The organism is Prevotella sp. khp7, assembly GCF_900109055.1.
Lineage (GTDB): Bacteria > Bacteroidota > Bacteroidia > Bacteroidales > Bacteroidaceae > Prevotella.
This window is the reverse complement of record NZ_FOIV01000001.1, coordinates 227,828-251,815: the sequence shown is the minus strand read 5'-3', so window position 1 is coordinate 251,815 and position 23,988 is coordinate 227,828. Positions and strand designations below refer to the sequence as shown.

20 protein-coding genes are annotated in these 23,988 nt (G+C 45.9%); 9 read left to right on the top strand and 11 right to left on the bottom strand.

Going from position 1 to position 23,988, the window contains the following annotated elements; translation table 11 throughout:
- Positions 1–1,260 carry a clostripain-related cysteine peptidase gene (locus BMX82_RS01035; RefSeq protein WP_091765313.1) on the bottom strand — a complete coding sequence of 420 codons (1,260 nt, stop codon included), beginning with the start codon at positions 1,258–1,260 and terminating at the stop codon, positions 1–3.
- A 97-nt stretch (positions 1,261–1,357) separates the two neighbouring features.
- On the opposite strand from BMX82_RS01035, the gene BMX82_RS01030 reads away from it, so the two are divergent.
- The gene (locus BMX82_RS01030) at positions 1,358–2,245 is read left to right on the top strand and encodes a glycoside hydrolase family 25 protein (protein WP_255396520.1); all 888 of its coding nucleotides are present in this window, start codon (positions 1,358–1,360) and stop codon (positions 2,243–2,245) included.
- On the opposite strand, the gene BMX82_RS01025 is transcribed toward BMX82_RS01030, so the two are convergent.
- From BMX82_RS01025 to BMX82_RS01010, 4 genes are read right to left on the bottom strand one after another with little or no spacing between them, the layout of a single operon-like run.
- Complete coding sequence (locus BMX82_RS01025) at positions 2,230–3,054, bottom strand: hypothetical protein (protein ID WP_143058284.1); 825 nt, start codon at positions 3,052–3,054, stop codon at positions 2,230–2,232. The two genes, BMX82_RS01030 and BMX82_RS01025, sit on opposite strands and share 16 nt — an antisense overlap.
- Positions 3,051–4,325 carry a Na+/H+ antiporter NhaC family protein gene (locus BMX82_RS01020; protein ID WP_091765311.1) on the bottom strand — a complete coding sequence of 425 codons (1,275 nt, stop codon included), beginning with the start codon at positions 4,323–4,325 and terminating at the stop codon, positions 3,051–3,053. The genes BMX82_RS01025 and BMX82_RS01020 overlap by 4 nt, the downstream gene beginning before the upstream one ends.
- Position 4,326: 1 nt before the next feature.
- Positions 4,327–5,820, bottom strand: a complete 1,494-nt coding sequence (locus BMX82_RS01015; protein WP_091765308.1) for a UxaA family hydrolase — start codon at positions 5,818–5,820, stop codon at positions 4,327–4,329.
- Between the two features lie 27 nt (positions 5,821–5,847).
- Positions 5,848–6,915: a LacI family DNA-binding transcriptional regulator gene (locus tag BMX82_RS01010; protein WP_091765306.1), complete on the bottom strand. Its 1,068-nt coding sequence runs from the start codon at positions 6,913–6,915 to the stop codon at positions 5,848–5,850.
- 196 nt (positions 6,916–7,111) lie between these two features.
- Between BMX82_RS01010 and BMX82_RS01005 the strand changes: the two genes are divergently transcribed.
- The 6 genes from BMX82_RS01005 (at position 7,112) to galE (ending at position 14,556) form a co-directional block, all read left to right on the top strand.
- On the top strand, positions 7,112–8,134 hold the full coding sequence (locus tag BMX82_RS01005; protein WP_036912265.1) for a sugar kinase: 1,023 nt from the start codon (positions 7,112–7,114) through the stop codon (positions 8,132–8,134).
- A 29-nt stretch (positions 8,135–8,163) separates the two neighbouring features.
- On the top strand, positions 8,164–8,832 hold the full coding sequence (locus BMX82_RS01000; RefSeq protein ID WP_091765303.1) for a bifunctional 4-hydroxy-2-oxoglutarate aldolase/2-dehydro-3-deoxy-phosphogluconate aldolase: 669 nt from the start codon (positions 8,164–8,166) through the stop codon (positions 8,830–8,832).
- 63 nt (positions 8,833–8,895) lie between these two features.
- On the top strand, positions 8,896–12,090 hold the full coding sequence (locus BMX82_RS00995; protein ID WP_091765301.1) for an ATP-binding protein: 3,195 nt from the start codon (positions 8,896–8,898) through the stop codon (positions 12,088–12,090).
- Positions 12,063–12,782 carry a DUF5932 domain-containing protein gene (locus BMX82_RS00990; protein ID WP_036912258.1) on the top strand — a complete coding sequence of 240 codons (720 nt, stop codon included), beginning with the start codon at positions 12,063–12,065 and terminating at the stop codon, positions 12,780–12,782. The genes BMX82_RS00995 and BMX82_RS00990 overlap by 28 nt, the downstream gene beginning before the upstream one ends.
- Positions 12,772–13,371, top strand: a complete 600-nt coding sequence (locus BMX82_RS00985) for an AbgT family transporter (RefSeq protein WP_091765298.1) — start codon at positions 12,772–12,774, stop codon at positions 13,369–13,371. Before BMX82_RS00990 ends, BMX82_RS00985 begins: the two co-directional genes overlap by 11 nt.
- A gap of 144 nt (positions 13,372–13,515) precedes the next feature.
- A complete protein-coding gene (gene galE / locus BMX82_RS00980) occupies positions 13,516–14,556 on the top strand; it encodes a UDP-glucose 4-epimerase GalE (protein ID WP_036913548.1) in 1,041 nt (346 codons plus the stop codon).
- Positions 14,557–14,574: 18 nt separating this feature from the next.
- On the opposite strand, the gene ispE is transcribed toward galE, so the two are convergent.
- From ispE to lon, 5 genes are read right to left on the bottom strand one after another with little or no spacing between them, the layout of a single operon-like run.
- On the bottom strand, positions 14,575–15,411 hold the full coding sequence (gene ispE, locus BMX82_RS00975; protein ID WP_036912254.1) for a 4-(cytidine 5'-diphospho)-2-C-methyl-D-erythritol kinase: 837 nt from the start codon (positions 15,409–15,411) through the stop codon (positions 14,575–14,577).
- Positions 15,408–16,721, bottom strand: a complete 1,314-nt coding sequence (locus BMX82_RS00970) for a DEAD/DEAH box helicase (protein ID WP_036912251.1) — start codon at positions 16,719–16,721, stop codon at positions 15,408–15,410. Before BMX82_RS00970 ends, ispE begins: the two co-directional genes overlap by 4 nt.
- A gap of 16 nt (positions 16,722–16,737) precedes the next feature.
- Positions 16,738–17,958, bottom strand: coding sequence for an LptF/LptG family permease (locus BMX82_RS00965; RefSeq protein WP_091765296.1), 1,221 nt, complete (start codon positions 17,956–17,958; stop codon positions 16,738–16,740).
- Positions 17,955–19,097, bottom strand: coding sequence for a tRNA guanosine(34) transglycosylase Tgt (gene tgt, locus BMX82_RS00960; protein WP_091765293.1), 1,143 nt, complete (start codon positions 19,095–19,097; stop codon positions 17,955–17,957). The genes BMX82_RS00965 and tgt overlap by 4 nt, the downstream gene beginning before the upstream one ends.
- Positions 19,094–21,553 carry an endopeptidase La gene (gene lon, locus BMX82_RS00955; RefSeq protein ID WP_091765291.1) on the bottom strand — a complete coding sequence of 820 codons (2,460 nt, stop codon included), beginning with the start codon at positions 21,551–21,553 and terminating at the stop codon, positions 19,094–19,096. The genes tgt and lon overlap by 4 nt, the downstream gene beginning before the upstream one ends.
- Before the next feature lie 183 nt (positions 21,554–21,736).
- On the opposite strand from lon, the gene BMX82_RS00950 reads away from it, so the two are divergent.
- Positions 21,737–22,420 (top strand): tRNA1(Val) (adenine(37)-N6)-methyltransferase, encoded by a 684-nt coding sequence (locus BMX82_RS00950; protein WP_410524395.1) that lies wholly within the window; start codon positions 21,737–21,739, stop codon positions 22,418–22,420.
- Positions 22,417–23,184, top strand: coding sequence for a nitrilase-related carbon-nitrogen hydrolase (locus BMX82_RS00945; protein WP_091765286.1), 768 nt, complete (start codon positions 22,417–22,419; stop codon positions 23,182–23,184). The genes BMX82_RS00950 and BMX82_RS00945 overlap by 4 nt, the downstream gene beginning before the upstream one ends.
- 240 nt (positions 23,185–23,424) lie before the next feature.
- On the opposite strand, the gene BMX82_RS00940 is transcribed toward BMX82_RS00945, so the two are convergent.
- Positions 23,425–23,823, bottom strand: a complete 399-nt coding sequence (locus BMX82_RS00940) for a DUF3127 domain-containing protein (protein WP_036912233.1) — start codon at positions 23,821–23,823, stop codon at positions 23,425–23,427.
- Between the last annotated feature and the right edge of the window lie 165 nt (positions 23,824–23,988).

Here is a 23,988-nt window from a genome sequence, read left to right as displayed (position 1 = left end):
TTACCAACCGTACTGCTCCCAATGAATCACATCGTTCCATTGGAACTTCTGAATAGACTTGTTCCAATTGGGGGATGTGTGAGTATAACGGAGACCAGGGAAGAACATACTGATGCAGCCACAATCATCCTCTGTTGAAATAAAAGCATCCATGTTATTAATGAGCTGTGAACTGATGCTCATCCATTTAGCAGAGTAACGGCAATAAGGTACAGCCTTCTGATATGCCGCAAACCATGTGTTAAAATCAGAAGTTGATGCGTTTGCCTTTAAAACGGCATTCATATCATAAGAATGATTATAGCCGGAATAAATACCGTAATATGTCTGGTTTTCAAGATTCAGATTCCCTGTAGAACTTACCTTGTCAGCTATCGTTCCGAGAATCCGTGATGTTGAAGACGCCAGATTTTCAAGTTCACTGGTCTTAACGGCCGATAAGGGCACACTAAAGCCATTTAAGTCGCCGGGGATACGGTTATAATATCTTGACTGCTGTGTCTGGTATACCTCTATGTAATAATTATAATAGTGGTCTATCATCTGGCGATGGAAATTGTCGTTCTCTATAAACATATCGGGAACCAATAAATCGTATGTGGCACCCATATCAGGAATCTCGGCTGGCGAGCCAATAACATATTCTGTTATATTTCTTAGTTCGTAGGCAATTTCAATAGCCCCGAAATTACAACAGTCTCCAAAGATGAATTTCAGTTTGTCGTTGCCCATGGCTGAAGAAATGGCACCGGCCATCTCAGGAATGTTCATCCAATATCTGCCTGGGCTTGTCGACGAACCGTCACCAGTAGAACCTCCGTATGCTCTGCTGGACATAACGGTATTCTCTGAGATAAGCCAACCAGAAGCGTGTCCCCATAATACAAGTCCATATGATTGGGCTGGATAAACGGTCTTCGTTTGTTTTAAGGCATGCAGCAAGACTTTAGGATCAGCGGCAATACCTTTTGACATATATAATGTATCAACCAGTTCTCCATTATAGATACGAGCCAGATATGGTGTTTTGTTTGAACCTGCGCGATCAACATATATTACCAAGTTCTGATCGTTTCTCAAAGACTTTGATCCTGCCTTCATCTCTTCGAGGTCTTCCTCGGCAAAAGAAGCCAGGTTGTTTTCAGCGGCCATATATACCAATACGGTTCTGCTTGCCAGAGTGTCTGGCTCGGGATCATCATTATGATGACACGAGCACAATGTGAATAGAAGTGATATAGCAATTAAAAACTTCTTCATAAATCTTAATTTTCGGCAAAGATACAAAATAATTGAGAATACGAACCCCTAAATTCACAATTTTTATTATCTTTGCACCTCAAATAAGATTAAACAAATGAAACGATTATATTTTCTGCTGGCTTTTCTGATTGCCATGTTGGCCGCAGGCGATGGATTTGCTCAGCGTTCAAGACATTATAAAGGCCGTCAGCGTCATCGTACGCATAGAGTTGCAAAGAAAAAGCATTATAGTCGCAGCAAAAGGCGTACGGTAAGAGTTGTTCCACAGGAGCCTGATCCCAGACTGCTCGATCCAGACTATGATCCCAATATCCTTTGTGAGGATACATGCGGTCATGTACACGGAATCGACCTGTCGCATTATCAGGGACAAGTATTCTGGGAAACAGTCGGCGAAAACACAAAGATGGCATATGTATATCTGAAGGCTACTGAAGGCGGTGATCGAATCGATGACCGTTATGAACGAAACATTCAACTGGCTCATCGCTATGGTCTGAAAGTTGGTTCTTATCACTTTTTCCGTCCGAAAACGCCATTAGCACAACAACTGGCTAACTTCAGAATGCAGTGTCGTCCAGCTGAGCAGGATTTGATACCTATGATTGATATCGAGACTACGGGCGGACTGCCTACTGATGTTTTCTGCGATTCACTTATCACGTTTCTAGGTATGGTTGAGAAAGAGTATCGCCAAGCTCCGTTACTATATACCTTCCGAAATTTCTATAATCGCCATCTGATCGGAAAGATTAATGATTACAAGCTGATGATCGCGATGTATACGCCAGAAGAACCCGTATTAGACGATGAACGAGATATTACAATGTGGCAGTATACAAGTAAGGGACGTATTGTGGGTATTAATGGCTTTGTTGACAAGAGTCGTTTTATAGGTAATCACGGATTGAGAGACATCCGTTTCCAGCATATACAAATAGTGGAAAACAATACGAATCACCGCGATTATTCCTCGATGTGAGACAATGAGTGTACGAACGAAGCGAAGAAGTTGGTCAGGCTTTCTGATGGATAATAGCGGAAATAACGGGCGGAACGCTTTACATGACTGAACATTGCCGTTGTATTGCTGTTATGTACAAAGATACTGTCACTGTCTTGTGAAAAATACCAGTCTTGTGAACGTGTATTGGTGAAATCGATGAGTTCTTGCGCAATCTCTTCTATATGTTTGTTTTGCTTGTCTTCAAGAAAGAATACGTCGTCTTTCTTAAATCCGAATAACAACACCAGGAACTCTCCTTCAAGCTGACACATCTGCGAGAGTTTAAGTTTCGAAATCCATTTGCGAAACACGTCTTTATCTACATGGTCTCCCTCGTTTTGCAAGAACCTCCCTAGTTCAACCAACTGACTTACGGGCATTCCTTCATTCAATATATGACGTACAATGCGAAGTATGAGGAGCAGAAGTTTTCTTGAGATAGTGTCCGAGTGCTCGTCGTCGAGGATGTTCTGCAACTGACGGTTCAATAACGGATTCGTCAGATGGTCGGCTCTCAAAAACTCATCTCCTTCATCGTCATTTATCATTCTTTCGGCATCCTGCTTCAGTTTTAACCATTCTCTCCACTGATAGTCTGTCTGTTTTAAGAAGAACTGATTCTTGCATCGCTGTAATCCCTCATAGACGTAAGGCACTACTTGATGCATGATAGTCAGCTGCATTAGTCGCTCCCATTTGTAAACCGACATCGGCTCTATATGTTCAGTGGTATTGAATGCACCACTTCTTATTAACCTGAAGAAATTGCGTTGAATAATGTTCATGAGTATCTACGTGGAAAACGGAATAAAATACATAGTAATGCCACAATACCAAGCGCATAGGGATAATACAGGTAGGGGAGAATGGCTATCGGATTCAATGATGTGAGTCCTGCGGCTATCAGCATCTGAGCACCATATGGTATCAATCCTTGAACCATACAAGAAAAGGTATCGAGTATAGAGGCACATTTTTTATTATCAACACCATATCGATCACCAATCTGTTTGGCTATGCCTCCTACGGTAAGAATGGCAATGGTGTTATTAGCAGTACATAGATCTACTAATGACACCAGTGTTGCAATACTCAGTTCGGCACCTCGCTTGCTGTTTACACGACGCGTAAGCAGACGGATGATGAAGTCGATACCTCCTTGCTGACGTATGAGTTCAAGCATACCGCCAGCCATCATGGTAACAATGATCAATTCTCCCATAGAAAGAATGCCATCACCCATAGCGCCAAACCATCCATAGATATCAAACGATCCTGTTATGAGTCCGATAATCCCCGTCAACAGGATACCCAAAGTGAGTACAGCCATCACATTCATGCCAAATATAGCGGTAATGAGTACAACCAGATAGGGTATGACTTTCAGCCATTCTACAGACGGGATATGCTGCGGAGCATGGATTGACTGCCCCATGAAGATATAGATAACCAGAATGATCAATGCTGCAGGCGTTACAATAAAAGCATTGACGCGAAATTTATCACTGAGTCGGCAACCTTGTGTCTGTGTGGCCATAATGGTGGTATCGGAGATAAACGACAGATTATCTCCAAAGAAAGAACCGCCAACAATGATTGCCGTCATTAACGCCACATCAGTGCCCGTTTCTGAGGCTATTCCTGCTGCAATAGGAGTCAGTGCTGCAATGGTTCCTACACTTGTTCCAATAGAGAGGGATATAAAACAAGCAGCCAGAAATAATCCTGCATAGATCATCTGTGGAGGTAACAGCGAGAGAGTAAGATTAACCGTAGCATCAATACTGCCCATCATCTTGGCAGAATGAGCAAATGCACCAGCCAACACAAAAATCCAGATCATGAGCATCATCTGTTCTGTGGCTGCTCCTCGGCTATAGGTGTTGATACGTTTGATTAAGGGCTTTCCGCTACTGATGATGATCGCATAGATACTCGACACCATAAATGCTACAGTGATGGGAATCTTGTAGAAGTCACCAGCAATGATGCTGGTGACTAAATAGAATGCGATGAACACCATGAGTGGTGATAATGCAATAAGCCCTTTTTTCATTTTACAACGTTACGCCGTTTTTGAAAATTGATATCTCACGGTAGCCGTTTTCCTCGTTACGAGCTTTCTCGCCATTGGCCACAGCTATGACTTTGTCTATAAACTCAGGTACAAGTTCTTTCATTGAACGTCCTTCAAGTAACTGCCCTGCTGAAAAATCTATCCAGTTTTTCTTGCGGTTAGCCAAATCAGAATTGGTTGCAATCTTCATCGTAGGCACGAAGGTTCCGAATGGCGTACCGCGACCTGTTGTGAATAATACCAGGTGACAACCGCAAGAGGCGAGGGCAGTAGAGGCCACAAGATCATTGCCTGGAGCAGAGAGCAGGTTTAGTCCGTCATGCTCCAGACGGTCGCCATACTCCATCACGCCGCTAACGGGTGCTTTGCCACATTTCTGTGTACAGCCAAGTGCTTTATCTTCAAGGGTAGAAATCCCCCCGGCTTTGTTGCCAGGACTCGGATTCTCGCCTACAGGCTCCCCATGCGAGAGGAAGTAGTCCTTGAAATTGTTGATCATCGAAACTGTCTGGTTAAACAGCTCTTCAGTGCGGCAGCGGTTCATAAGAATGGTCTCTGCGCCAAACATCTCAGGAACCTCTGTCAATACAGATGTTCCTCCTTGAGCAACAAGCCAGTCACTGAACTCACCGACTAACGGATTGGCAGTAATACCCGAGAAACCGTCAGAACCGCCACATTTTAAACCTACACGTAGTTTTGATACGGGCACTGTCTCACGCTTATCCTTTTTCGCTATATCGTATAGACTGCGTAGGATTTCCATACCAGCCTCCATTTCGTCTTCAACCTTTTGTGTGACGAGCAATTTGATGCGGTCTTTGTCATAATCACCCAACATCTTCATAAATTCATCGGGCTGATTGTTCTCACATCCGAGACTCAGTACCAGCACACCACCGGCATTGGGGTGTAGACAGATATCGCGCAGCACCTTACGTGTATTTTCATGATCTTCCGAGAGTTGCGAACAGCCATAGTTATGATGCCAGGCATAGATAGCATCTATACCCTGTTCGTTGGTTTCTTTCTTTAATTCCTTTACCAGTCGTTCGGCAATGCCATTCACACAACCGACAGTGGGGACAATCCAAATCTCATTGCGAATACCCACATCGCCATTCTTACGTACATAGCCATTAAAGAAACGATTCTCATTCTTAATATTAAGCTGTTCGTTTACAGGATTATACGAATACTCAAGCGTTCCAGATAAATTGGTCTTCAGATTATTCTCATTCACCCAGTCACCTGCTTTCAAATCCTGTATAGCATGACCTATAGGATAGCCATATTTAATAATGTCCGCACCTTTTAGAGTATCCTTAATGAGCACTTTATGTCCTGCTGGTGTGTCTTGATTAATGACGATTTTTTGGCCGTCGACCTCAATAATGTCGCCTTTCTTCTTTGCCTGCAGACATACGACAACACTATCTGCAGGATTAATTTTTAAAAATGTAGTTTGTTCCATTCTTTGTTTTCTGTATTTGTTTTAGTCTTAAATGGCCTTACGGCGGTAGAAGTCTACGTTCTCTTTTGTCAGGATTTCAATAGGCATGTAATTCACGGGATTTACTTCACGCTTCATCACGATAGCGTTGAATAATGCGTCTACACTCGAATAGCCCTGCTGATAAGCGTGCTGAGCAATGAGGAATGAAATGCTGCCTTGGCGCACACATTCTTCGTTTTTGGGCACCATATCATAGCCCATAATCTGCACATTTCGTCGGTTGGTTCTCTGAAGGAACTCGCCAACCAAGTGTGCTTTTGAGTTGAATGTAATGCAGTGGTGAACTTGTGAGTGTGCTCTGAAGAATTTTTCAAGAATGCCGTCGTAGTCTTTTTTCTCCTCGTCCAAGGGCAGATCTACCTCTGTAATCTTGACCTCAGGGAAGTGGTCTACCATATAATGACGAAAACCCGTCTCACGGTTAGCTTGCTGTTTTGAGCCCACCTTACCGTCGCGTGTCTGTTTCATCAATGCGATCTCTTTCTCTTTATTAGCAATCAGCATCAGCATCTTTGCTGCAAAGTATCCGCTGGCAAAAGAGTCTTGGCCGAAAAACGAAAGAGGCTTCAGATCAGGCATATAGGAATCGAGTAACACATAAGGAATCTGTCTCTCAATCAGTTTTTCAGTGAAACGTGATGTCTGCTCAAGTGTAGAAGGCACAATGATTACACCATCTATCTTGGCAGAAAACAGTTCACGAACCATCTTTGTGAAGCCTGTAGCATTGAAACGTTCGTAATAGATGAACTTCAGCGTGATGCCGAAGTCACGACGGAAGTCTGTACAGGCCAGCGCACCTTCTTCAATCTCGTCCCAATAAGCGTCTTGCTCGTGCTTGGGGAGTACCAAATAGAAATTGTAAGTCTTATTGTAAGCGAGGGCAGAGGCATACATGTTTGGACGATAGTCTAGCTCCTCCAACGCTTTATTCACCTTTTCCAGCGCTGTTTTACTTACATTTGGACGGTTGTGTAAAACTCTGTCTACCGTACCTGTGGACACGCCTGCATGTGCAGCAATATCCTTAATAGTAATGTTCTCCTTAGCCATTTTATTCCTATTTTTCGGCAAAGGTACAAATAAATTCTGAAAAAGCCAACAACTTTATCAAATAATATAACCGAAATCGTTTCCGTAAGTTTTTTGCCTTAAATCCTCTTAAATATTTGGTCAGCTCGAAAAATATGTCTAACTTTGTCGTCGCAAACGAAAAAAATATGTTTAATCTATAGTTAAAACAAGGAAAATGGCTAAAATCGTAACATTGGGCGAGATTATGCTTCGCCTATCTCCGCAAGGAAACGACCGTTTTATTCAGAGTGAATCATTCCGCATTATTCCAGGCGGAGGAGAGGCTAACGTAGCAATATCAGTAGCCAACTATGGCCACGAGGCTTATTTCGTTAGTAAGCTCCCTAAGCACGAAATAGGACAGATTGCTGTTAACGCATTGCGGCGTTATGGTGTAAACACCGAGTTCGTGGCTCGTGGTGGCAACCGTATAGGTCTTTACTATGCTGAAACCGGTGCTTCTATGCGTCCCTCAAAAGTTATATACGACCGTGCTCATTCTTCAATTGCCGAAGCTGATCCTTCTGATTTCGACTTCGACAAGATTATGGAAGGTGCAGCTTGGTTCCATTGGAGTGGTATTACTCCTGCCATCAGCGATAAAGCTGCCGAATTGACAAAGTTAGCCTGCGAAGCCGCCAAGCGTCATGGTGTAACTGTTTCTGTAGACCTGAATTTCCGCAAGAAACTCTGGACTTCAGAGAAGGCTATCTCAATTATGCGTCCTTTGATGAAGTATGTTGATGTGTGCATCGGTAATGAGGAGGATGCAGAACTCTGTCTCGGTTTCAAACCCGATGCTGACGTTGAGGGAGGCAAGACCGATGCTGCTGGCTATGAGGGTATCTTCAAACAAATGATGTCTGAGTTTGGCTTTAAGTATGTTGTTTCTACGCTCCGTGAGAGCTATAGTGCTACATTCAACGGTTGGAAGGCTTTAATCTATGACGGAAAGGAGTTCTATCAGTCAAAACGATATGAGATCAACCCGATTATCGACCGTGTAGGCGGCGGCGACTCATTCTCCGGCGGTTTAATTCATGGTCTGCTCACAAAGAAAACACAGGGTGAGGCTTTAGAGTTTGCCGTTGCTGCTTCTGCTCTGAAGCATACTATTAATGGTGACTTTAACTTGGTTTCAGTCGACGAGGTCGAGAGTCTTGCAGGTGGTAATGCAAGCGGTCGCGTACAGCGCTAAATCGAAACGGTCAATAATATAAGTGAGATATGGCAAAATTTGATAAGATAGCAGTAATGAAGAAGATTGGTGATACCGGAATGGTACCCGTCTTCTATAACAAGGATCTTGAGACCTGTAAGAATGTTGTAAAGGCTTGCTACGAGGGTGGTGTTCGCGCCTTTGAGTTTACCAACCGCGGTGATTTTGCTCAGGAGATTTTTGGTGAACTCGTAAAGTGGGCCGACAAGGAATGCCCTGAGTTGGCTCTTGGTATTGGCTCTATCGTAGATGCTCCCACAGCAGCAATGTATATTCAATTGGGCGCTTGCTTCGTGGTCGGTCCGTTGTTGAATCCCGACATCGCTCCTGTATGTAACCGTCGTTTGGTACCATACTGCCCTGGCTGTATGACCGTTAGCGAGATTGGTAAGGCTCAGGAGTTGGGCTGCGACCTCACGAAGGTATTCCCTGGTGATGTGGTTGGTCCAAACATGGTAAAGGGTCTTAAGGCTCCTATGCCTTGGTCGAAGATCATGGTTACTGGTGGTGTTGCTCCTGAGGAGGAGAACCTCACTAAGTGGTTCAAGGCAGGTGTTTACTGCGTTGGTATGGGCTCAAAGCTCTTCCCAAGCGATAAGGTAAAGGCCGGCGACTGGCAGTACGTTACCGACAAGTGTCGCGAGGCACTCGGTTACATCGCCAAGGCGCGTGCTTAATACAATATTATCCCTCTCGCTCCTGTCATAGTTTGTGGGCGAGGGGGATTCTTTTTAACTGACATGAAAGTCTGGCTATTCATACTATCAATCATTTGCTTTTCAGCCTGTTCACGACCAGAAAAATCTACTGTTGACAAGCTGAATGATTCATCTTATGCTTTTCATTATCGCGACATCGATTCTGCCGAATATTATGCCCGTCGTGCAGTTGAATTAGCCGAAGGTTACGATGCGGGTAGGGCCGAAGCCCTTTGCAATCTAGCCTTTGTACGTATCGTACGCATGCAGTACGACGATGCCAGTCAACTGCTCAATGAAGCCATCGAGACTACCGATAATCAGGTACAGCAGTTTATTGCTTATGTCCAGCAGATGCGTCTTTGTCAGCGCCGCTCACGTAACCGTGAGTTCCATGAATATCGCGAACTGGCCGACCGAGCCATGCGTCGAATCAACGAAGAGCGCAGCACTCTTTCGAATCGCGACCTCCGTAGCCTGCTCTATGCCGAAAGCGAATATGCCATTGTCAATTCTACCTATTATTATTATGTAGGTCTAGAGCGCCAGTCTATCGAAGCACTTTACACAATAGATCCTAACGAAGTACAGCGCGATACAGCTCAGCTGCTAAACTATCTCTATAATATCGGTGCGGGCGGCATCATTACCGAGGGGACTCAACAAGAGATCAACCAACAGGAGTTCGACCATCTGATGCGTTGCTTCCTGATGGCTCGTCGTGCCAACTATCCATATTTTGCGGCAAATGCCCTCGAAGCGCTTTCTGAACACTTGATGGAACCTGAATATCGCAAGCGCTTGTTGGCCGACAACATGCCTGCTCTGCGGTTTCTGAACCCTGATGGTGTCGATGATGAAATGCTAGCTGGCTATCTGGCAGAGAATGCCCTTTATATCTTCCGTGATTATGGTGATGTCTATCAGATATCAGGTGCCTATCGTACTTTGGCTTCCTGTTTCCGACAAATAGGCGACTATGAGTCGGCTCTTTATAATCTGGAACAGGCTTTGTCTGATTCTGCCATCTATCAAGCGCCCGACCTAGTGGCTTCAATCCGTGAACAGCTCAGCGTGGCTTATGCCGCTATCGATGATAAAGAGCAGAGCGACTATAATCGAAATCTGTATCTTGACCTTCAGGAGACAACCCGACAGGATCGACAATTGGAGGCGCGCGCCAGCCAGTATGAACGTAATATAAGCCGGCTCAACATCATGCTCATTGCCGTCGTGGCTGCCATCGTGCTGCTACTTTTCTCGTTGTGGCTCTTCAACTATCTGAACAAGAAACAGAAAAAGACGGAGGATAATGACGACCGGTTTGACGAGATGTCGGAACAATTGGCAGCTATGCGACTACGTGTGGAAAATTCCGAGCGTCACAATCTGGAGCAGCGTGCGAAGGTGTCGCTTGTCAATAGTATCACACCTTTCATCGACCGCATTCTCCATGAAGTGAAAGGAACATCTGAGGGCGACTCCACTTATATCCGCGAGCTCACCGAACAGATCAATTCCTATAACGATGTGCTGACCTACTGGATTCAACTGCGACAGGGGGAACTCAGTCTGCATATCGAGAGTTTTGCTTTGCAGGAACTCTTCGACCTGTTGGCCAAAGGTCGCACTTCATTCCAGATGAAAGGGATTAATCTCAATGTTGAATCGACCAATGCAGTGGTCAAGGCCGACAAGGTTTTGACACTCTTTATGCTCAATACACTGGCCGATAATGCCCGTAAGTTTACGGAAGCAGGTGGCGAAGTGCATGTGTCAGCCTCTACGCAGGCCAACTATGTTGAAATAGCTGTAGAAGATACCGGACATGGAATGACCGACGAACAGCTACAACATATTTTCGATCATAAGATTGTCGAGGAACATGGTTTCGGACTGCTTAACTGTAAAGGAATCATAGAGAAGTATCGAAAGATATCGCAGATATTCTCCATTTGCCAGATAACTGCTACAAGCACATTAGGAAAAGGCTCGCGTTTGGCGTTCCGTCTTCCACTGGGTGTGATGCGTAGTCTGGTAATATTGTTTACACTATGTGGTTCTCTGTTAGTAGCTGCACAGCAGCCTGTTTCAAAGAGCCAGGCCCCGTTAGCAAAAGCCAGTGCCTTTGCTGACTCTGCCTATTTTAGCAATATTGAAGGAAAATACCAGCGCACGTTACAGTTTGCCGATTCATGTCGCTATTATCTGAATAAGCATTATCATAGTCTGCAGCCCCGCGGCCGCTACCTCATGCGTCCCATGGGCAATCCGTCGCTATTGGCTCCAGAAATCAAGTGGTTCCACGATGGGGTGGAAACAAACTACCACATCATTCTCGATATTCGTAACGAAAGTGCTGTGGCTGCTTTAGCTCTCCATGAATGGCAGCTCTATAGTTACAATAACCGTATCTATACCCAACTGTTCAAGGAAATGTCGGCCGACGAGACCTTGGGCGATTATTGTCGTACCATGCAACAAACGCAGACCAACCAGACGATATCCGTTATCCTTCTGGTGCTTCTGCTCCTGTCCATCGTACCTGCCTACTATCTGCTCTATTATCGCCACCGTCTTTACGACCGTTTTGTTAAAGAGCAGCAGCGTCAAAACGACCTTGAAATGCTAAACGACGAATATCGGCGTGCAGAGCTGGAGGATAACAACTTACATGTATCGAACGCCGTACTCGATAATTGTCTCTCAACTCTCAAACATGAGACGATGTATTATCCTTCCCGTATCAGTCAGTTACTTGATGCGGGTGATACTGACTCGCTCGCCGAAGTCACCAGTTTCTATCGCGAACTCTATGGCGTGCTTTCATTGCAAGCCATCCGACAGGTTGAGCGCGGCCATCTTCACTTGAAACCGATTGTGATGGGCGAGGTGAGCATTCTTGGAGATGAAAACCTCATACGCTATCTTTTCGAGATTCTGCGTAAGCAGTCGGGGGAGAAAACACTTCAGAAGACTTGCGTGCAGAAAGATTCCCAATATGTTGAGATCAGTGTAGCGATGCCTTTGCTCCGTCTTACAGAATCTCAGGTTGCCGATCTTTTCACGCCTTCCCGTGAACATATCCCATATCTGCTCTGTCGCCAGATTGTACGCGATCATGGCGAAGCCACTAATCGTCGTGGTTGTGGTATTCGTGCTGAAATTAGAGACAACATAACATTCATGATTATAACATTACCAAGTATATGGAGAACTTCAAAGTTATCATCGTAGAGGATGTCCCCCTTGAACTGAAGGGCACCCTCGGCATCATCCGCACTGATATTCCTGAGGCGGAAGTTATTGGAACAGCCGACGCTGAGCCTGCCTACTGGCGGCTGCTTAAACAGCAGAAACCAGACCTCGTGTTGCTCGACCTTGGGCTTGGCGGTTCTACTACTGTTGGCGTAGAGATATGTCGCCACACTAAAGAGCTCCATCCCGATGTTAAGGTGCTTATTTTTACTGGTGAGATCCTTAATGAGAAACTCTGGGTTGATGTACTCGACGCAGGTGCCGACGGAATAATTCTCAAGACCGGCGAGTTGCTGACACGTCGTGATGTGTCTGCCGTGATGGACGGCAAACAACTGGTATTCAATGAGCCAATCCTTGAGAAGATTGTAGAGCGCTTTAAGGCTGCCGTGAGTGGACTGCTTGTGAAGCAAGAGGCACTGGTTAATTATGAAATTGACGAGTATGATGAACGTTTCCTTCGCCATCTGGCCCTCGGCTATACCAAGGAGCAGATTACCAATCTGCGTGGCATGCCATTTGGCGTGAAGAGTCTTGAGAAACGTCAGAACGAACTTATCCAGAAACTCTTCCCTGAAGGTACGGGCGGTATTAATGCTACGCGTCTCGTAGTTCGAGCCCTCGAACTACGTATTCTCGATATCGATAACCTCGAACCCGATGAAGAATAAACTCTTCGCCAGAATAGGAATGGGGGTGGTGGCTTCCCAACTCGCCCTCATTATCCTCTCATGGCTGCTCTCTGCTATGAGACAGGAGGGCGTGCGCTCCTTGCTCTCAAGTGAGGGTATCCGCTGGTTCATCGGTGGTTTCAATAATATAGTAGCCAGCCCGTTGCTCGTGTGTCTGTTGCTATTGCTCGTAGCTGTCGGCACAATTGAAAAGAGTGGGGTGCCTGTGTTGTTCGCTAAGAACCATCCACTTACTTATCGTGACCGGATAGCCTTACGTGTGTCGTTCGCATTTCTAATTATATATATAGTTATCATCTGCTTGCTCACCCTTACGCCTCACGCCATCCTGCTATCTGCCACGGGACAGTTGTTTCCGTCGGCTTTCAGTCGCAGTTTTGTGCCGCTGTTGGCTTTCGGAATCTGTCTGTTTTCTGTCAGTTTCGGTGTCATGTCGGGACGTTTAAAAACATTGGCAGATATCTTTGAATCGCTCACCTTCGGTCTGTCTAAAGGGGCACCGCTGATTGTCCTCTACATCCTTATAGTCCAGTTTTTGGCATCCGTTGGTTTTGTGTTTATGTCATAGAGACTATCTGGACGAAGCATGGATGACGTCTGCAGCGCAGATTAACACAGATTAATAAAGTTTTTCTGAGGAAACCTGCGTATTCTCTAGCTTTTTTAGTACTTTTGCAGTCGGAAATTGAAAATAGTAAAACTACAACTGAATATGAAACAAACGATTTTAGTAACTGGCGGTACAGGCTTCATCGGAAGTCATACAACCGTAGAACTGCAGGAAGCAGGCTATGAAGTGGTGATTATCGACAACCTCTCGAATTCAAATGCCAACGTAGTCGACGGCATTGAGAAGATTACAGGCAAGCGTCCGGCTTTCGAGCAGGTGGACTGCTGCGACATGGAAGCTCTTGAAGGCGTATTCAAGAAGTATCCGAAGATCGAGGGTATCATCCATTTTGCTGCTTCAAAGGCTGTAGGCGAGAGTGTGGAGAAGCCGCTGCTGTACTATCGTAACAATCTGACCAGTCTGATTAACTTGCTGGAGCTGATGCCTAAGTACGATGTGAAGGGCATCATCTTCTCTTCAAGTTGCACTGTCTATGGTCAGCCTTCTCAGGAGAATCTGCCTGTAACAGAGAATGCCCCCATTCAGAAGGCGCTTTCACCTTATGGTAATACAAAGCAGATCAACGAGGAGATTATTCAGGACTATATTCACTCTGGTGCTCCCATCAAGAGCATCATCTTGAGATACTTCAATCCCATCGGTGCTCATCCAACGGCACTGATCGGTGAGCTGCCTAATGGTGTGCCCATGAATCTGATTCCGTTTGTTACTCAGACAGCAATGGGTATCCGTAAGCAGTTGAAGATTTTCGGTCACGATTATAATACACCTGATAAGACTTGTATCCGCGATTACATCTATGTGGTGGATCTGGCTAAAGCTCACGTGAAGGCTATGGAGCGCGTGCTCGATCAGCCAGACACCGACGCTGTCGAGATATTCAATATCGGTACCGGTAAGGGATTGTCGACACTCGAGGTGGTTGAGGGTTTCGAGAAGGCTACTGGTGTGAAGGTGAACTGGGAGTATGCACCACGCCGCGAAGGTGATATCGAGCAGGTGTGGGGTAACGTTGACAAAGCAAACAAGGTGCTTGGCTGGAAAGCCGACACACCAACGGATGAAGTACTGAAAAGTGCTTGGAAGTGGCAAGAGAAACTTCGCAAAGACGGTATACAGTAAATTAACAGATAATCCCGCTCACTTGAGCGGGATTATTGTTTTAAATGTATCTGGGTCGTTGAATGTATCAAGACTGACAGGTTCGCGGAACAAGCCGAAGAGTGAGGAGCCGGAGCCAGACATAGAGGCGTAGGTGGCTCCCATGTCATAGAGTCGATCCTTGATAGCACCAATCTCAGGATGAAGGGCGAATACGCTCTGTTCGAAGTCGTTTGTCAATCGTCCACGCCATGTTTCAACAGGTTGCATCACGATGTCGCGACAATTCTCTGCAGGAAAGTGTGGTTTAATGAGCGAGAAAGCTTCCTTGGTCGGTACGGGTATCGCAGGACGTACCACAGCCAGATACCAACCTGCCAATGAGAGATTAATGTCCTGCATCTTCTCACCGATACCTTCAGCATAGCAAGGACGATTGATAATAAAGAAGGCGCAGTCGGCTCCCAGACGTGCGGCATAGTCAATCATCTGCTGTTCAGAGAGTCCAAGACAAAACATCTTATTAAGTAAGGTAATCATAAAACCACAGTCGCTGGAACCACCACCCATACCAGCTTGTGTAGGAATACCCTTGAAAAGGTGGGTATGAATACGGGGCAGGGAAGGGAAGTCCTGTTTCAGCAGATTATATGCACGTACCACAAGATTCTTCTGTTCATCACCGTCGATATGGATATTAGTCACTTTTAAGTCACAGTCGACGGGAGAAGGAAACGCTTCGTCCATCGTATATACCTCGAGAGCATCCATGATAGGTACGGGGTAGAATACGGTCTGCAGATTGTGATAACCATCGGGACGACGCTCAACGACGTTGAGTCCGAGATTAATCTTACAGATAGGTTTTGTAATCATTGTTTCTTCGTATTTTTAGCTTGTGAAGTTTTGCTCTTACTTTGCGGGGTTTTGCTCTTAGCTTGTGAGTTCTTACTCTTAGCCTGCGAGTTCTTACCGTTGCCACGTGAATGCCAGCGCCCATGGCGGCGGGTGTTGGAACGTTTCTTCTCACGCTTTACATATTCAGGACCTTCGCCAATACCTTCTGGAAGAGGGGTTTTCTCGACCTCCTTACCAAGGAAATGCTCTATCTGCTGGAAACGCAGCATGTCGGCCTCGTTAACGAACGTGATGGCTACGCCGTCGCGATCAGCACGAGCCGTACGACCAATACGGTGCACATAATCTTCTGCATCGTGAGGTACATCGTAGTTGATGACAGTGCGGATATCGTCAATATCTATACCACGAGCTACAATGTCGGTGGCTACAAGTACATCGGTCATACCTGCCTTGAAACGGAACATTACTTCGTCGCGTTCCTGCTGGGTGAGATCGCTGTGCATCTGGTCGCAGTTGATATGCATCTTTTTCAGACTGCGTGTAATGTCCTTAACACGTTCTTTCTTGCCAGAGAAGATGATGACACGCTTCAGGTCGCCCTGTTTGAAGATATGATTGATGATCTTCAGTTTCTGCGGGTCGTAACATACGTAGGCACTCTGCTGAATCTTCTCTGCGGGCTTGCTGACTGCAATCTTCACTTCCACAGGATCGTGAAGCAGATTGACTGCCAATTCACGGATCTTGGGTGGCATGGTGGCTGAGAACATGATGCGCTGACAACTGTCAGGCAACTCTTTCACGATCTTCATAATGTCGTCGATGAAACCCATATCAAGCATGCGATCGGCTTCGTCGAGCACAAAGAACGAACAGTGTGAGAGGTCAAGATTACCAACCTTCAGATGGCTGAGCAGTCGGCCTGGTGTGGCAATGAGCACATCGGCACCAAGGCGCATGCCACGCAGCTCTTGTTCGTAGCGACCGCCATCGTTACCTCCATAGACAGCCACCGACGATACGTCGTCGAGATAATAGCCAAAGCCCTGCATGGCCTGATCAATCTGCTGGGCCAACTCGCGTGTAGGCGACATGATAATGCAGTTAATGGCATCTTTTGGGAATTCATCATCGTCGAGCTGTGAAAGTATGGGCAACAGATAGGCTGCGGTCTTTCCTGTTCCTGTCTGCGCCACGCCAAGTACATCGCGACCATCGAGAATCTGAGGAATGCAACGCTCCTGAATAGGGGTCATCTCCTCGAAACGCATGTCATAGAGCGCATCGAGAATATTATCGTTGAGATATGTTTCTTCAAATTTCATTATTTCTTTTTTATTTCTAGTTGGGTGCCTGACGATAACAGAAGTATGCAATAACCGCATAAAGGATATTTGGAATCCAGGCGGCCAGCAACGCAGGTGTATCGGCATTGATGGCAAAGGTGGCACTCACCGTCTGCAACAGGATGTAGGAGAACGACAAAGCCAGACCGATACCCAGATAGAGTCCCATGCCGCCCTTTCGTTTACGGCTGGAAAGACTAACGCCGATGATAGTCAGGATGAACGAGGCGAACGAAGTGGCTATTCGCTTGTGATACTCCACTTCATAGGGTACCACGTTGCCAGAGCCTCTTTCCTCTTGTTTGGAGATATATCGTAACAATTCGGGAGAGGTAAGCGTCTCTTGCTGTCCTTTAGAGTAAACCAGATCCATCGGTTCCATCTGTATGAGTGTATCGATGACTTCGCCCGACTGGATCTCTTCACGCAACCCTTTCAACGTACGTATCTTATAGTTCTGAGCTTTCCAGTGATAGCGTGTGTCACTGATAGAATCGTAACGGATGACGGATGCCGTCATGTGGCTGACGAGCTTCTTGTTCTCGAACTTATCGAGCGAAAAGCCATAACCGGTCTTCACGCGGTCGTCGTATTGCTGCAGGTAGGCTATTGTTCCAGGAGCGACCATCAGCTGAACGTTGGTCGCTGACAGGTTCTTGCTCTTATTCTTATATTTCACCTCAAAATCCTGACGCACCACGTTGCCATGAGGAATAACGTAAGAGCCAAGGTAGAAGTTCACTAAAGCTATCAAAGCCGCCGAAACCATATATGGGCGTAACAACCGTTTAAAGCTGACACCAGCCGCAAGCATGGCGATGACCTCAGAGTTGCCAGCCAACTTAGAGGTGAAGAAGATGACGGCAATGAAGACAAACAGCGGTGAGAACAGATTAGCGAAATAAGGAACAAAGTTGGCATAGTAGTCAAATACGATGGCTTTCAGCGGGGCACCATAAGTAGAAAACTTTGCCAGATTCTCATTGACATCGAAGACAATGGAAATCGAGATGATCAAGATGATAGAATAGATGTAGGTACCTATGAACTTGCCAATGATATAACGGTCAAGACGCTTGAGATAGCGCTTGGGATTAAGGTAGCGCAGAGGAGATACCAACTTACCGATTGGACCGCGTACTTTGCTCCAAAGGGCTTCTAGTTTTCTACCGCAGGTCTTCAACCGTTCTGCTATGTTCTTCAGTTTTTCTTTCATCTTCTACGTCCTAATTGATCAATGACTGAACGTTTCCATTGCACGAAGTCACCTGCAACGATATGCTGTCGGGCATCGGTGACAAGTCGCAGATAGAAAGCCAGATTATGAATAGAGGCAATCTGCATGGCCAGCAGTTCCTGAGCCTTGAAGAGATGATGCAGATAGGCCTTCGAGTGGATGCGGTCGATATCACAGCCGTCAGGATCGATAGGTGAAAAGTCGTCTTCCCACTTCTTGTTGCGCATGTTCATTGTTCCCTCATAAGTAAAGAGCATAGCGTTGCGACCATTACGGGTAGGCATTACACAGTCGAACATGTCAACGCCGCGCTCGATGGCTTCAAGAATGTTCTGAGGCGTACCGACACCCATCAGGTATCGGGGACGGTCCTTTGGCAGAATCTCGTTCACGACCTCAATCATCTCATACATCACCTCTGTGGGCTCGCCAACGGCCAGTCCGCCAATAGATGCGCCACCGCCATCATTGAGTTGCCCCAGCACATCGACCACATGTTTTGCAGCATCTCTGCGGAGATCTTTATAGGTACAGCCTTGCACAATGGGGAACAGAGTCTGTTTGTAGCCATACAACGGTTCTGTCTCATTGAATCGCTTCACACATCGCTCCAGCCATCGCTGGGTAAGGCGCAGACTGTTCTCGGCATACTTATAGTCGCTCTGGCCCGGGGGGCATTCGTCGAACGCCATCATAATGTCGGCACCAATCACACGCTCGGTGTCCATCACATTCTCGGGCGTGAAAATATGCTTCGAGCCATCGATATGACTACGGAACTCGCAACCTTCCTCACGAAGCTTACGAATACCTGTCAGAGAGAAAACCTGGAAACCACCCGAGTCTGTCAGTATTGGCCGGTCCCATGTGTTGAACTTATGCAGACCGCCAGCCTTGCGAAGAATATCCAGGCCTGGTCGCAGGTAGAGATGATAAGTGTTACCCAGAATAATCTGGGCCTTCACTTGTTCACGCAGTTCTGCAAAATGCACGCCTTTCACACTGCCCACCGTTCCTACAGGCATGAAGATAGGGGTCTGAATCTGTCCGTGATCGGTGGTAATCAGTCCTGCACGGGCATCGCTGGCCTGGTCTGTATGTTGTACTTCAAACGTCATTTCTGATCCTTTTCTTTTTCTTCTGGAATGGTGAAGTCGAGCGGATTCTTAACAACTTCTTTTGTAAGAGCAAAATCCCATACATCCTGTACGTTCTCAACGTAGTGGAAGGTCACACCTTTCAGATACATATCGGGAATCTCAAGGATATCCTTCTCGTTTTCACGACACATCACGATATCGGTAATACCTGCACGCTTGGCAGCCAGAATCTTCTCCTTGATACCACCAACGGGCAGAACTTTTCCTCGAAGCGTAATCTCGCCCGTCATCGCCGTATTCTTGCGTACCTTACGCTGGGTGAGGGCAGAGGCGATACTGGTGGCAATGGTAATACCGGCACTAGGACCATCCTTAGGTGTCGCACCCTCGGGCACATGGATATGGATGTTCCAGTTGTCGAAGATTCGGTAGTCGATGTCAAGGGTTGAAGCATGTGCCTTCACATACTCAAGAGCCAGAATGGCCGACTCCTTCATCACATCACCCAGGTTACCTGTCAGCGTAAGCTTAGAGCCCTTTCCCTTTGAAAGTGATGTCTCGATAAAGAGAATCTCTCCACCGACACTAGTCCAAGCCAGACCTGTGACGACACCAGCATAGTCGTTGCCCTGGTAGATGTCGCGATAGAATGGCGGTTTGCCCAACAGATCCTCAATCTCCGCAGGGGTAATCTTCTTATAGTTGGTGCTTTCTTCAATCTGGCGCTTGAAAGCAATCTTTCTGAGGGCTTTGTTCACCTGTTTCTCCAACTGACGTACACCGCTCTCACGGGTATAACGTTCAATAATCATCTCGATGGCAGCCTTGTTGAATGTCGGTTTCAGCTCCTTGACGTTCAGACCGGTATTCTCAAGTTCACGAGGTATCAGGTGACGCTTCGCAATCTCAATCTTTTCTTCTGTGATATAACCACTTACCTCGATAATCTCCATACGGTCGAGTAGGGGACGTGGAATGGTACTCAGGTTGTTAGCCGTAGCGATGAACAATACCTGTGAGAGGTCGAAATCCACATCGAGATAGTTATCATGGAAGGCATTATTCTGCTCAGGGTCAAGCACCTCAAGCAGAGCCGATGCGGGATCGCCATTATGAGTCATCTGTGTCACCTTGTCGATTTCGTCAAGGATAAACACAGGATTAGACGAACCAGCCTTTTGGATAGACTTGATAATACGACCCGGCATAGCGCCTATATACGTACGACGGTGACCACGGATCTCTGCCTCGTCGTGCAGGCCGCCTAACGACATACGAACGTACTTGCGCTTCATAGCTGCCGCAATAGACTTGCCCAGAGAGGTCTTACCAACTCCTGGAGGGCCATAGAGACAAATGATAGGACTCTTCTGGTCGCCACGCAGAGCTAACACAGCCATGTGCTCGAGTATACGCTCCTTGACTTTCTCCATGCCATAGTGGTCGTGGTCGAGAATCTTCTGTGCACGCTTCAGGTCGAGATCGTCTGTTGTATATTCATTCCAAGGAAGAGCAACCAGTGTCTGAAGATAAGTAAGCTGTACATTGTATTCCGGACTCTGTGGATTCAGGTTGTCCAGTTTATCAGCTTCTTTACGGAAGATCTTATCAATCTCGTAAGGCCATTTCTTTGTCTCGGCTTTTCGGAGAAGTTCCTGTTTCTCTATCGTCTCGCCATTGCCCATCTCTGCCTGCATGTTCTTAATCTGCTGCTGCAGGAAGTAGTTACGCTGCTGCTCGTCGATATCCTCACGCGTCTTATTGCGGATGTCGGCTTTCAGATTCTGCAGGTTAATCTCGCGATTCAGAATCTTCATCACGCCAAACAATCGCTCTTTGACAGTGTCGGTTGTCAGAAGCAACATCTTCTCTTTCAGCGAGAAAGGCATGTTTGAACATACGAAGTTAAGTGCCATGATATCGTTCGAGATATTCTTGATGGCGAACGTTGCCTCGTCAGGAATATCCTCGCTGATATTGATAAACTGGTCTACCAGGTCACGCAGGTCATCCATGGCCGTCTTGAACTCACGGTCACGTTTCTCGGGTTCAATCTCTTCTACAGGCTCTACCACACCTTCGAGATAAGGCTGGGTGCTAATGATATCGCACAAGCGGGCACGGCCAAGACCTTGGACAATCGTGGTAATATTTCCATTCGGAAGCGTCAGCAGCTTCATGACTTTAGCATACACGCCATATTCATAAAGATCGTCCTTCATGGGAACTTCTACATCGGGGTCACGCTGGGGAATAACGCAGATGACCGTCCCTTTCTTCTCTGCTTTCTTAACAAGGGCCTTACTTGATTCACGGCCAATGAGAATAGGGGTTACAACACCAGGGAAGAGCACGAGGTTGCGCACAGGCAGTATTGGTGCATTCTCTGGGGTCTGATTGCCTAACAGTGCGCTGAAATCACCGTCGATATCAGCTATCATCTGAAAGGCTGCATTCTTGTTTTGACTACTCATATTATAACTAATACACTATAAAATTCAAACTATACTTAAAAATTGGCTGCAAAGTTACTAATAATAATTAAGAAACAGGCACGATACAGCCAATAATTAACAATTATTGCTATCTTTGCAGCCGAAATGTCAAATAGTTACTTTGAATTTAAACAATTTACTATACATCAGGAGCGTACAGCGATGAAAGTAGGCACTGATGGAACGCTGCTTGGGGCTTGGGCTCAGGTTCCTTCAGAATCATCCGACGGCACTCCTTTAGACAGCCCTTTTATCCTGGATATCGGAACGGGCACAGGACTGATAGCCCTGATGATGGCCCAACGTTTTCCAAAAGCACAAATCACAGCGATCGACATCGATGCAGAAGCTGTGTCTCAGGCTCAGGAGAATGTGCTGGCATCGCCTTTTTCTCAGCACGTCAAAGTGATCATGGCTGATGCTCGTGATTTCCTTTCGTCAGAGGGTTCTCTCTTTGATGCGATTGTCTCAAACCCGCCTTATTTCGTCGATTCGCTTACTTGTCCAGACAATCAGCGAACAATGGCACGCCATAATTCGACGCTCACTTATCGTCAGCTGATGCATACGGCCTTCGGACTGCTTGCGCCTCATGGCATTTTCTCTGTTGTAATTCCTGTAGACTGTTGTGCCCAATTGGAGGCAGAAGCCCATTTGGCGGGGTTCTTTCCAAGTCGTATTTGCATGATAAAAACGACACCCAGAAAAGCGCCTAAGCGATGCTTGATGGAATTCAGTAAGCATTCTGTAAATGAATTAGTTAAGAACGAAGGAATTATAGAGATTTCGCCCAACGTCAGGAGCGATTGGTATCAAGAACTTACAAGAGATTTTTATATCAGATGAAGGTTACAATTCTACAGTTAGACATAGAGTGGGGAAGTCCCCTTGAGAATATCTCCAGAGCAGAGAGTCTGATGGCTCAGGAGCCTGATAGTGATCTGTATGTGTTGCCAGAAATGTGGAGCACGGGCTTTGCCACAGAACCTCATGGACTTGCTGAGTCGGAGACTACAAATGTTGCCCTTAAATGGATGCGCGATACAGCTAAAGAACGTCAATGTGCAATATCTGGTACGCTTGCCATTATAACTGAGGATCACAAGTATCTTAATCGTCATTATTTTATAGACGGGAGAAATGGTATCGAATCATATTATGATAAACACCATTTGTTCAGATACGGACATGAAGACCGTTACTACGAATCAGGAAATAATCATACAATAGTAGAGTATAACGGTTTCCGCATCTTGTTGCTGACTTGTTATGACCTGCGTTTCCCTGTATGGAGCCGTTATGCTGACGCACTTCAGTATGATGCCATTATCTGTGCGGCTAATTGGCCGGAAAGTCGCCAGAATGCATGGCAGATTCTAACCAGAGCCAGGGCTATTGAGAATCAGGCTTATCTGATTGGATGTAATCGTGTTGGCGATGATAAATATTGTCATTATAAAGGTATGAGTGCTATTATCAGTCCCATAGGCAAAACACTCGCATCTTGTCAGGCAGACAAGCAAACATCAGTTTCTTTTTCGCTAAATCTAGAAGCACTAAACCATCAACGTCAGAAATTCCAGGTTTTAGACGATCGCGATATCAGATGAAGTTTCTCGTAATGAAACTAGCAGTTAGTCGTAATATAACTATAGGTTTGTCGTAATGAAACCCAGGCTTTACTCCGGGCAAAGTCAGGGTTTATACGGCATTATCCTATATTTTACCACTTTATACTAGAATCAGTATTATGATAAATAACATAAATAAGAGTTCTCTCCTATAAAATAATATTTGCCCCCCGGATTTCTTGATCCAGAGGGCAAACTTCTATAATGATCATCTTATGCTTAGAATGGCAGATCGTCAGCAGAACCTTCTGCTACAGGCTCCTGTGCAGGAGGAAAAGCTGCATTAGCGCCGCCTGCTGGAGGAAATGGTGCTGCTGCACCACTCATTGGTGTAGCTACGGGCTGCTGACCACGAATAACATTATAAGCACGAATATCGTTAAACCAACGACCATTAAACTCGTGGGCATCAATATCAAACTGAACTGTGAGATCCTCGCCCTGCTGAATATTGAACTGTTTGATTCTATCCTCGCCAAAGATGCGGAAAAGACACTTGCGGGGATACTGACCAGGAACCTCAATCACATAATCCTGAGACATCCAGCTGTTTCCCGTACGTGCAGAAACTCCACTTTGTGCTGCCATAACAGCAATGATTTTACCTGTTAATTCCATGACTTAATTTGTTTTTATTTGTTGAATTTGTCGTTTTCAAGTGGCGAAATTACTAAAAATAGTTTGAATAGCGCAATTTTCTGCCGAAAATTTTGTTCAATACAACGTTTTTTTGTAATTTTGTGCTCAATTATATAATATGTATTTAAGAACAAAATAACTATA

Excerpts from the sequence above, each read along its gene's own strand:
- tgt (WP_091765293.1), bottom strand. The coding sequence starts at position 19,097 with ATGACGTTTGAAGTACAACATACAGACCAGGCCAGCGATGCCCGTGCA.
- BMX82_RS01015 (WP_091765308.1), bottom strand. The coding sequence starts at position 5,820 with ATGGAACAAACTACATTTTTAAAAATTAATCCTGCAGATAGTGTTGTC.
- BMX82_RS00970 (WP_036912251.1), bottom strand. The coding sequence starts at position 16,721 with ATGAAATTTGAAGAAACATATCTCAACGATAATATTCTCGATGCGCTC.
- BMX82_RS01005 (WP_036912265.1), top strand. The coding sequence starts at position 7,112 with ATGGCTAAAATCGTAACATTGGGCGAGATTATGCTTCGCCTATCTCCG.
- BMX82_RS00985 (WP_091765298.1), top strand. The coding sequence starts at position 12,772 with ATGAAGAATAAACTCTTCGCCAGAATAGGAATGGGGGTGGTGGCTTCC.
- BMX82_RS00965 (WP_091765296.1), bottom strand. The coding sequence starts at position 17,958 with ATGAAAGAAAAACTGAAGAACATAGCAGAACGGTTGAAGACCTGCGGT.
- BMX82_RS01035 (WP_091765313.1), bottom strand. The coding sequence starts at position 1,260 with ATGAAGAAGTTTTTAATTGCTATATCACTTCTATTCACATTGTGCTCG.
- BMX82_RS01025 (WP_143058284.1), bottom strand. The coding sequence starts at position 3,054 with ATGAACATTATTCAACGCAATTTCTTCAGGTTAATAAGAAGTGGTGCA.
- BMX82_RS00990 (WP_036912258.1), top strand. The coding sequence starts at position 12,063 with ATGGAGAACTTCAAAGTTATCATCGTAGAGGATGTCCCCCTTGAACTG.
- ispE (WP_036912254.1), bottom strand. The coding sequence starts at position 15,411 with ATGATTACAAAACCTATCTGTAAGATTAATCTCGGACTCAACGTCGTT.
- BMX82_RS00940 (WP_036912233.1), bottom strand. The coding sequence starts at position 23,823 with ATGGAATTAACAGGTAAAATCATTGCTGTTATGGCAGCACAAAGTGGA.
- galE (WP_036913548.1), top strand. The coding sequence starts at position 13,516 with ATGAAACAAACGATTTTAGTAACTGGCGGTACAGGCTTCATCGGAAGT.
- BMX82_RS00945 (WP_091765286.1), top strand. The coding sequence starts at position 22,417 with ATGAAGGTTACAATTCTACAGTTAGACATAGAGTGGGGAAGTCCCCTT.
- BMX82_RS01020 (WP_091765311.1), bottom strand. The coding sequence starts at position 4,325 with ATGAAAAAAGGGCTTATTGCATTATCACCACTCATGGTGTTCATCGCA.
- BMX82_RS00950 (WP_410524395.1), top strand. The coding sequence starts at position 21,737 with ATGAAAGTAGGCACTGATGGAACGCTGCTTGGGGCTTGGGCTCAGGTT.
- lon (WP_091765291.1), bottom strand. The coding sequence starts at position 21,553 with ATGAGTAGTCAAAACAAGAATGCAGCCTTTCAGATGATAGCTGATATC.
- BMX82_RS00995 (WP_091765301.1), top strand. The coding sequence starts at position 8,896 with ATGAAAGTCTGGCTATTCATACTATCAATCATTTGCTTTTCAGCCTGT.
- BMX82_RS01010 (WP_091765306.1), bottom strand. The coding sequence starts at position 6,915 with ATGGCTAAGGAGAACATTACTATTAAGGATATTGCTGCACATGCAGGC.
- BMX82_RS01000 (WP_091765303.1), top strand. The coding sequence starts at position 8,164 with ATGGCAAAATTTGATAAGATAGCAGTAATGAAGAAGATTGGTGATACC.
- BMX82_RS01030 (WP_255396520.1), top strand. The coding sequence starts at position 1,358 with ATGAAACGATTATATTTTCTGCTGGCTTTTCTGATTGCCATGTTGGCC.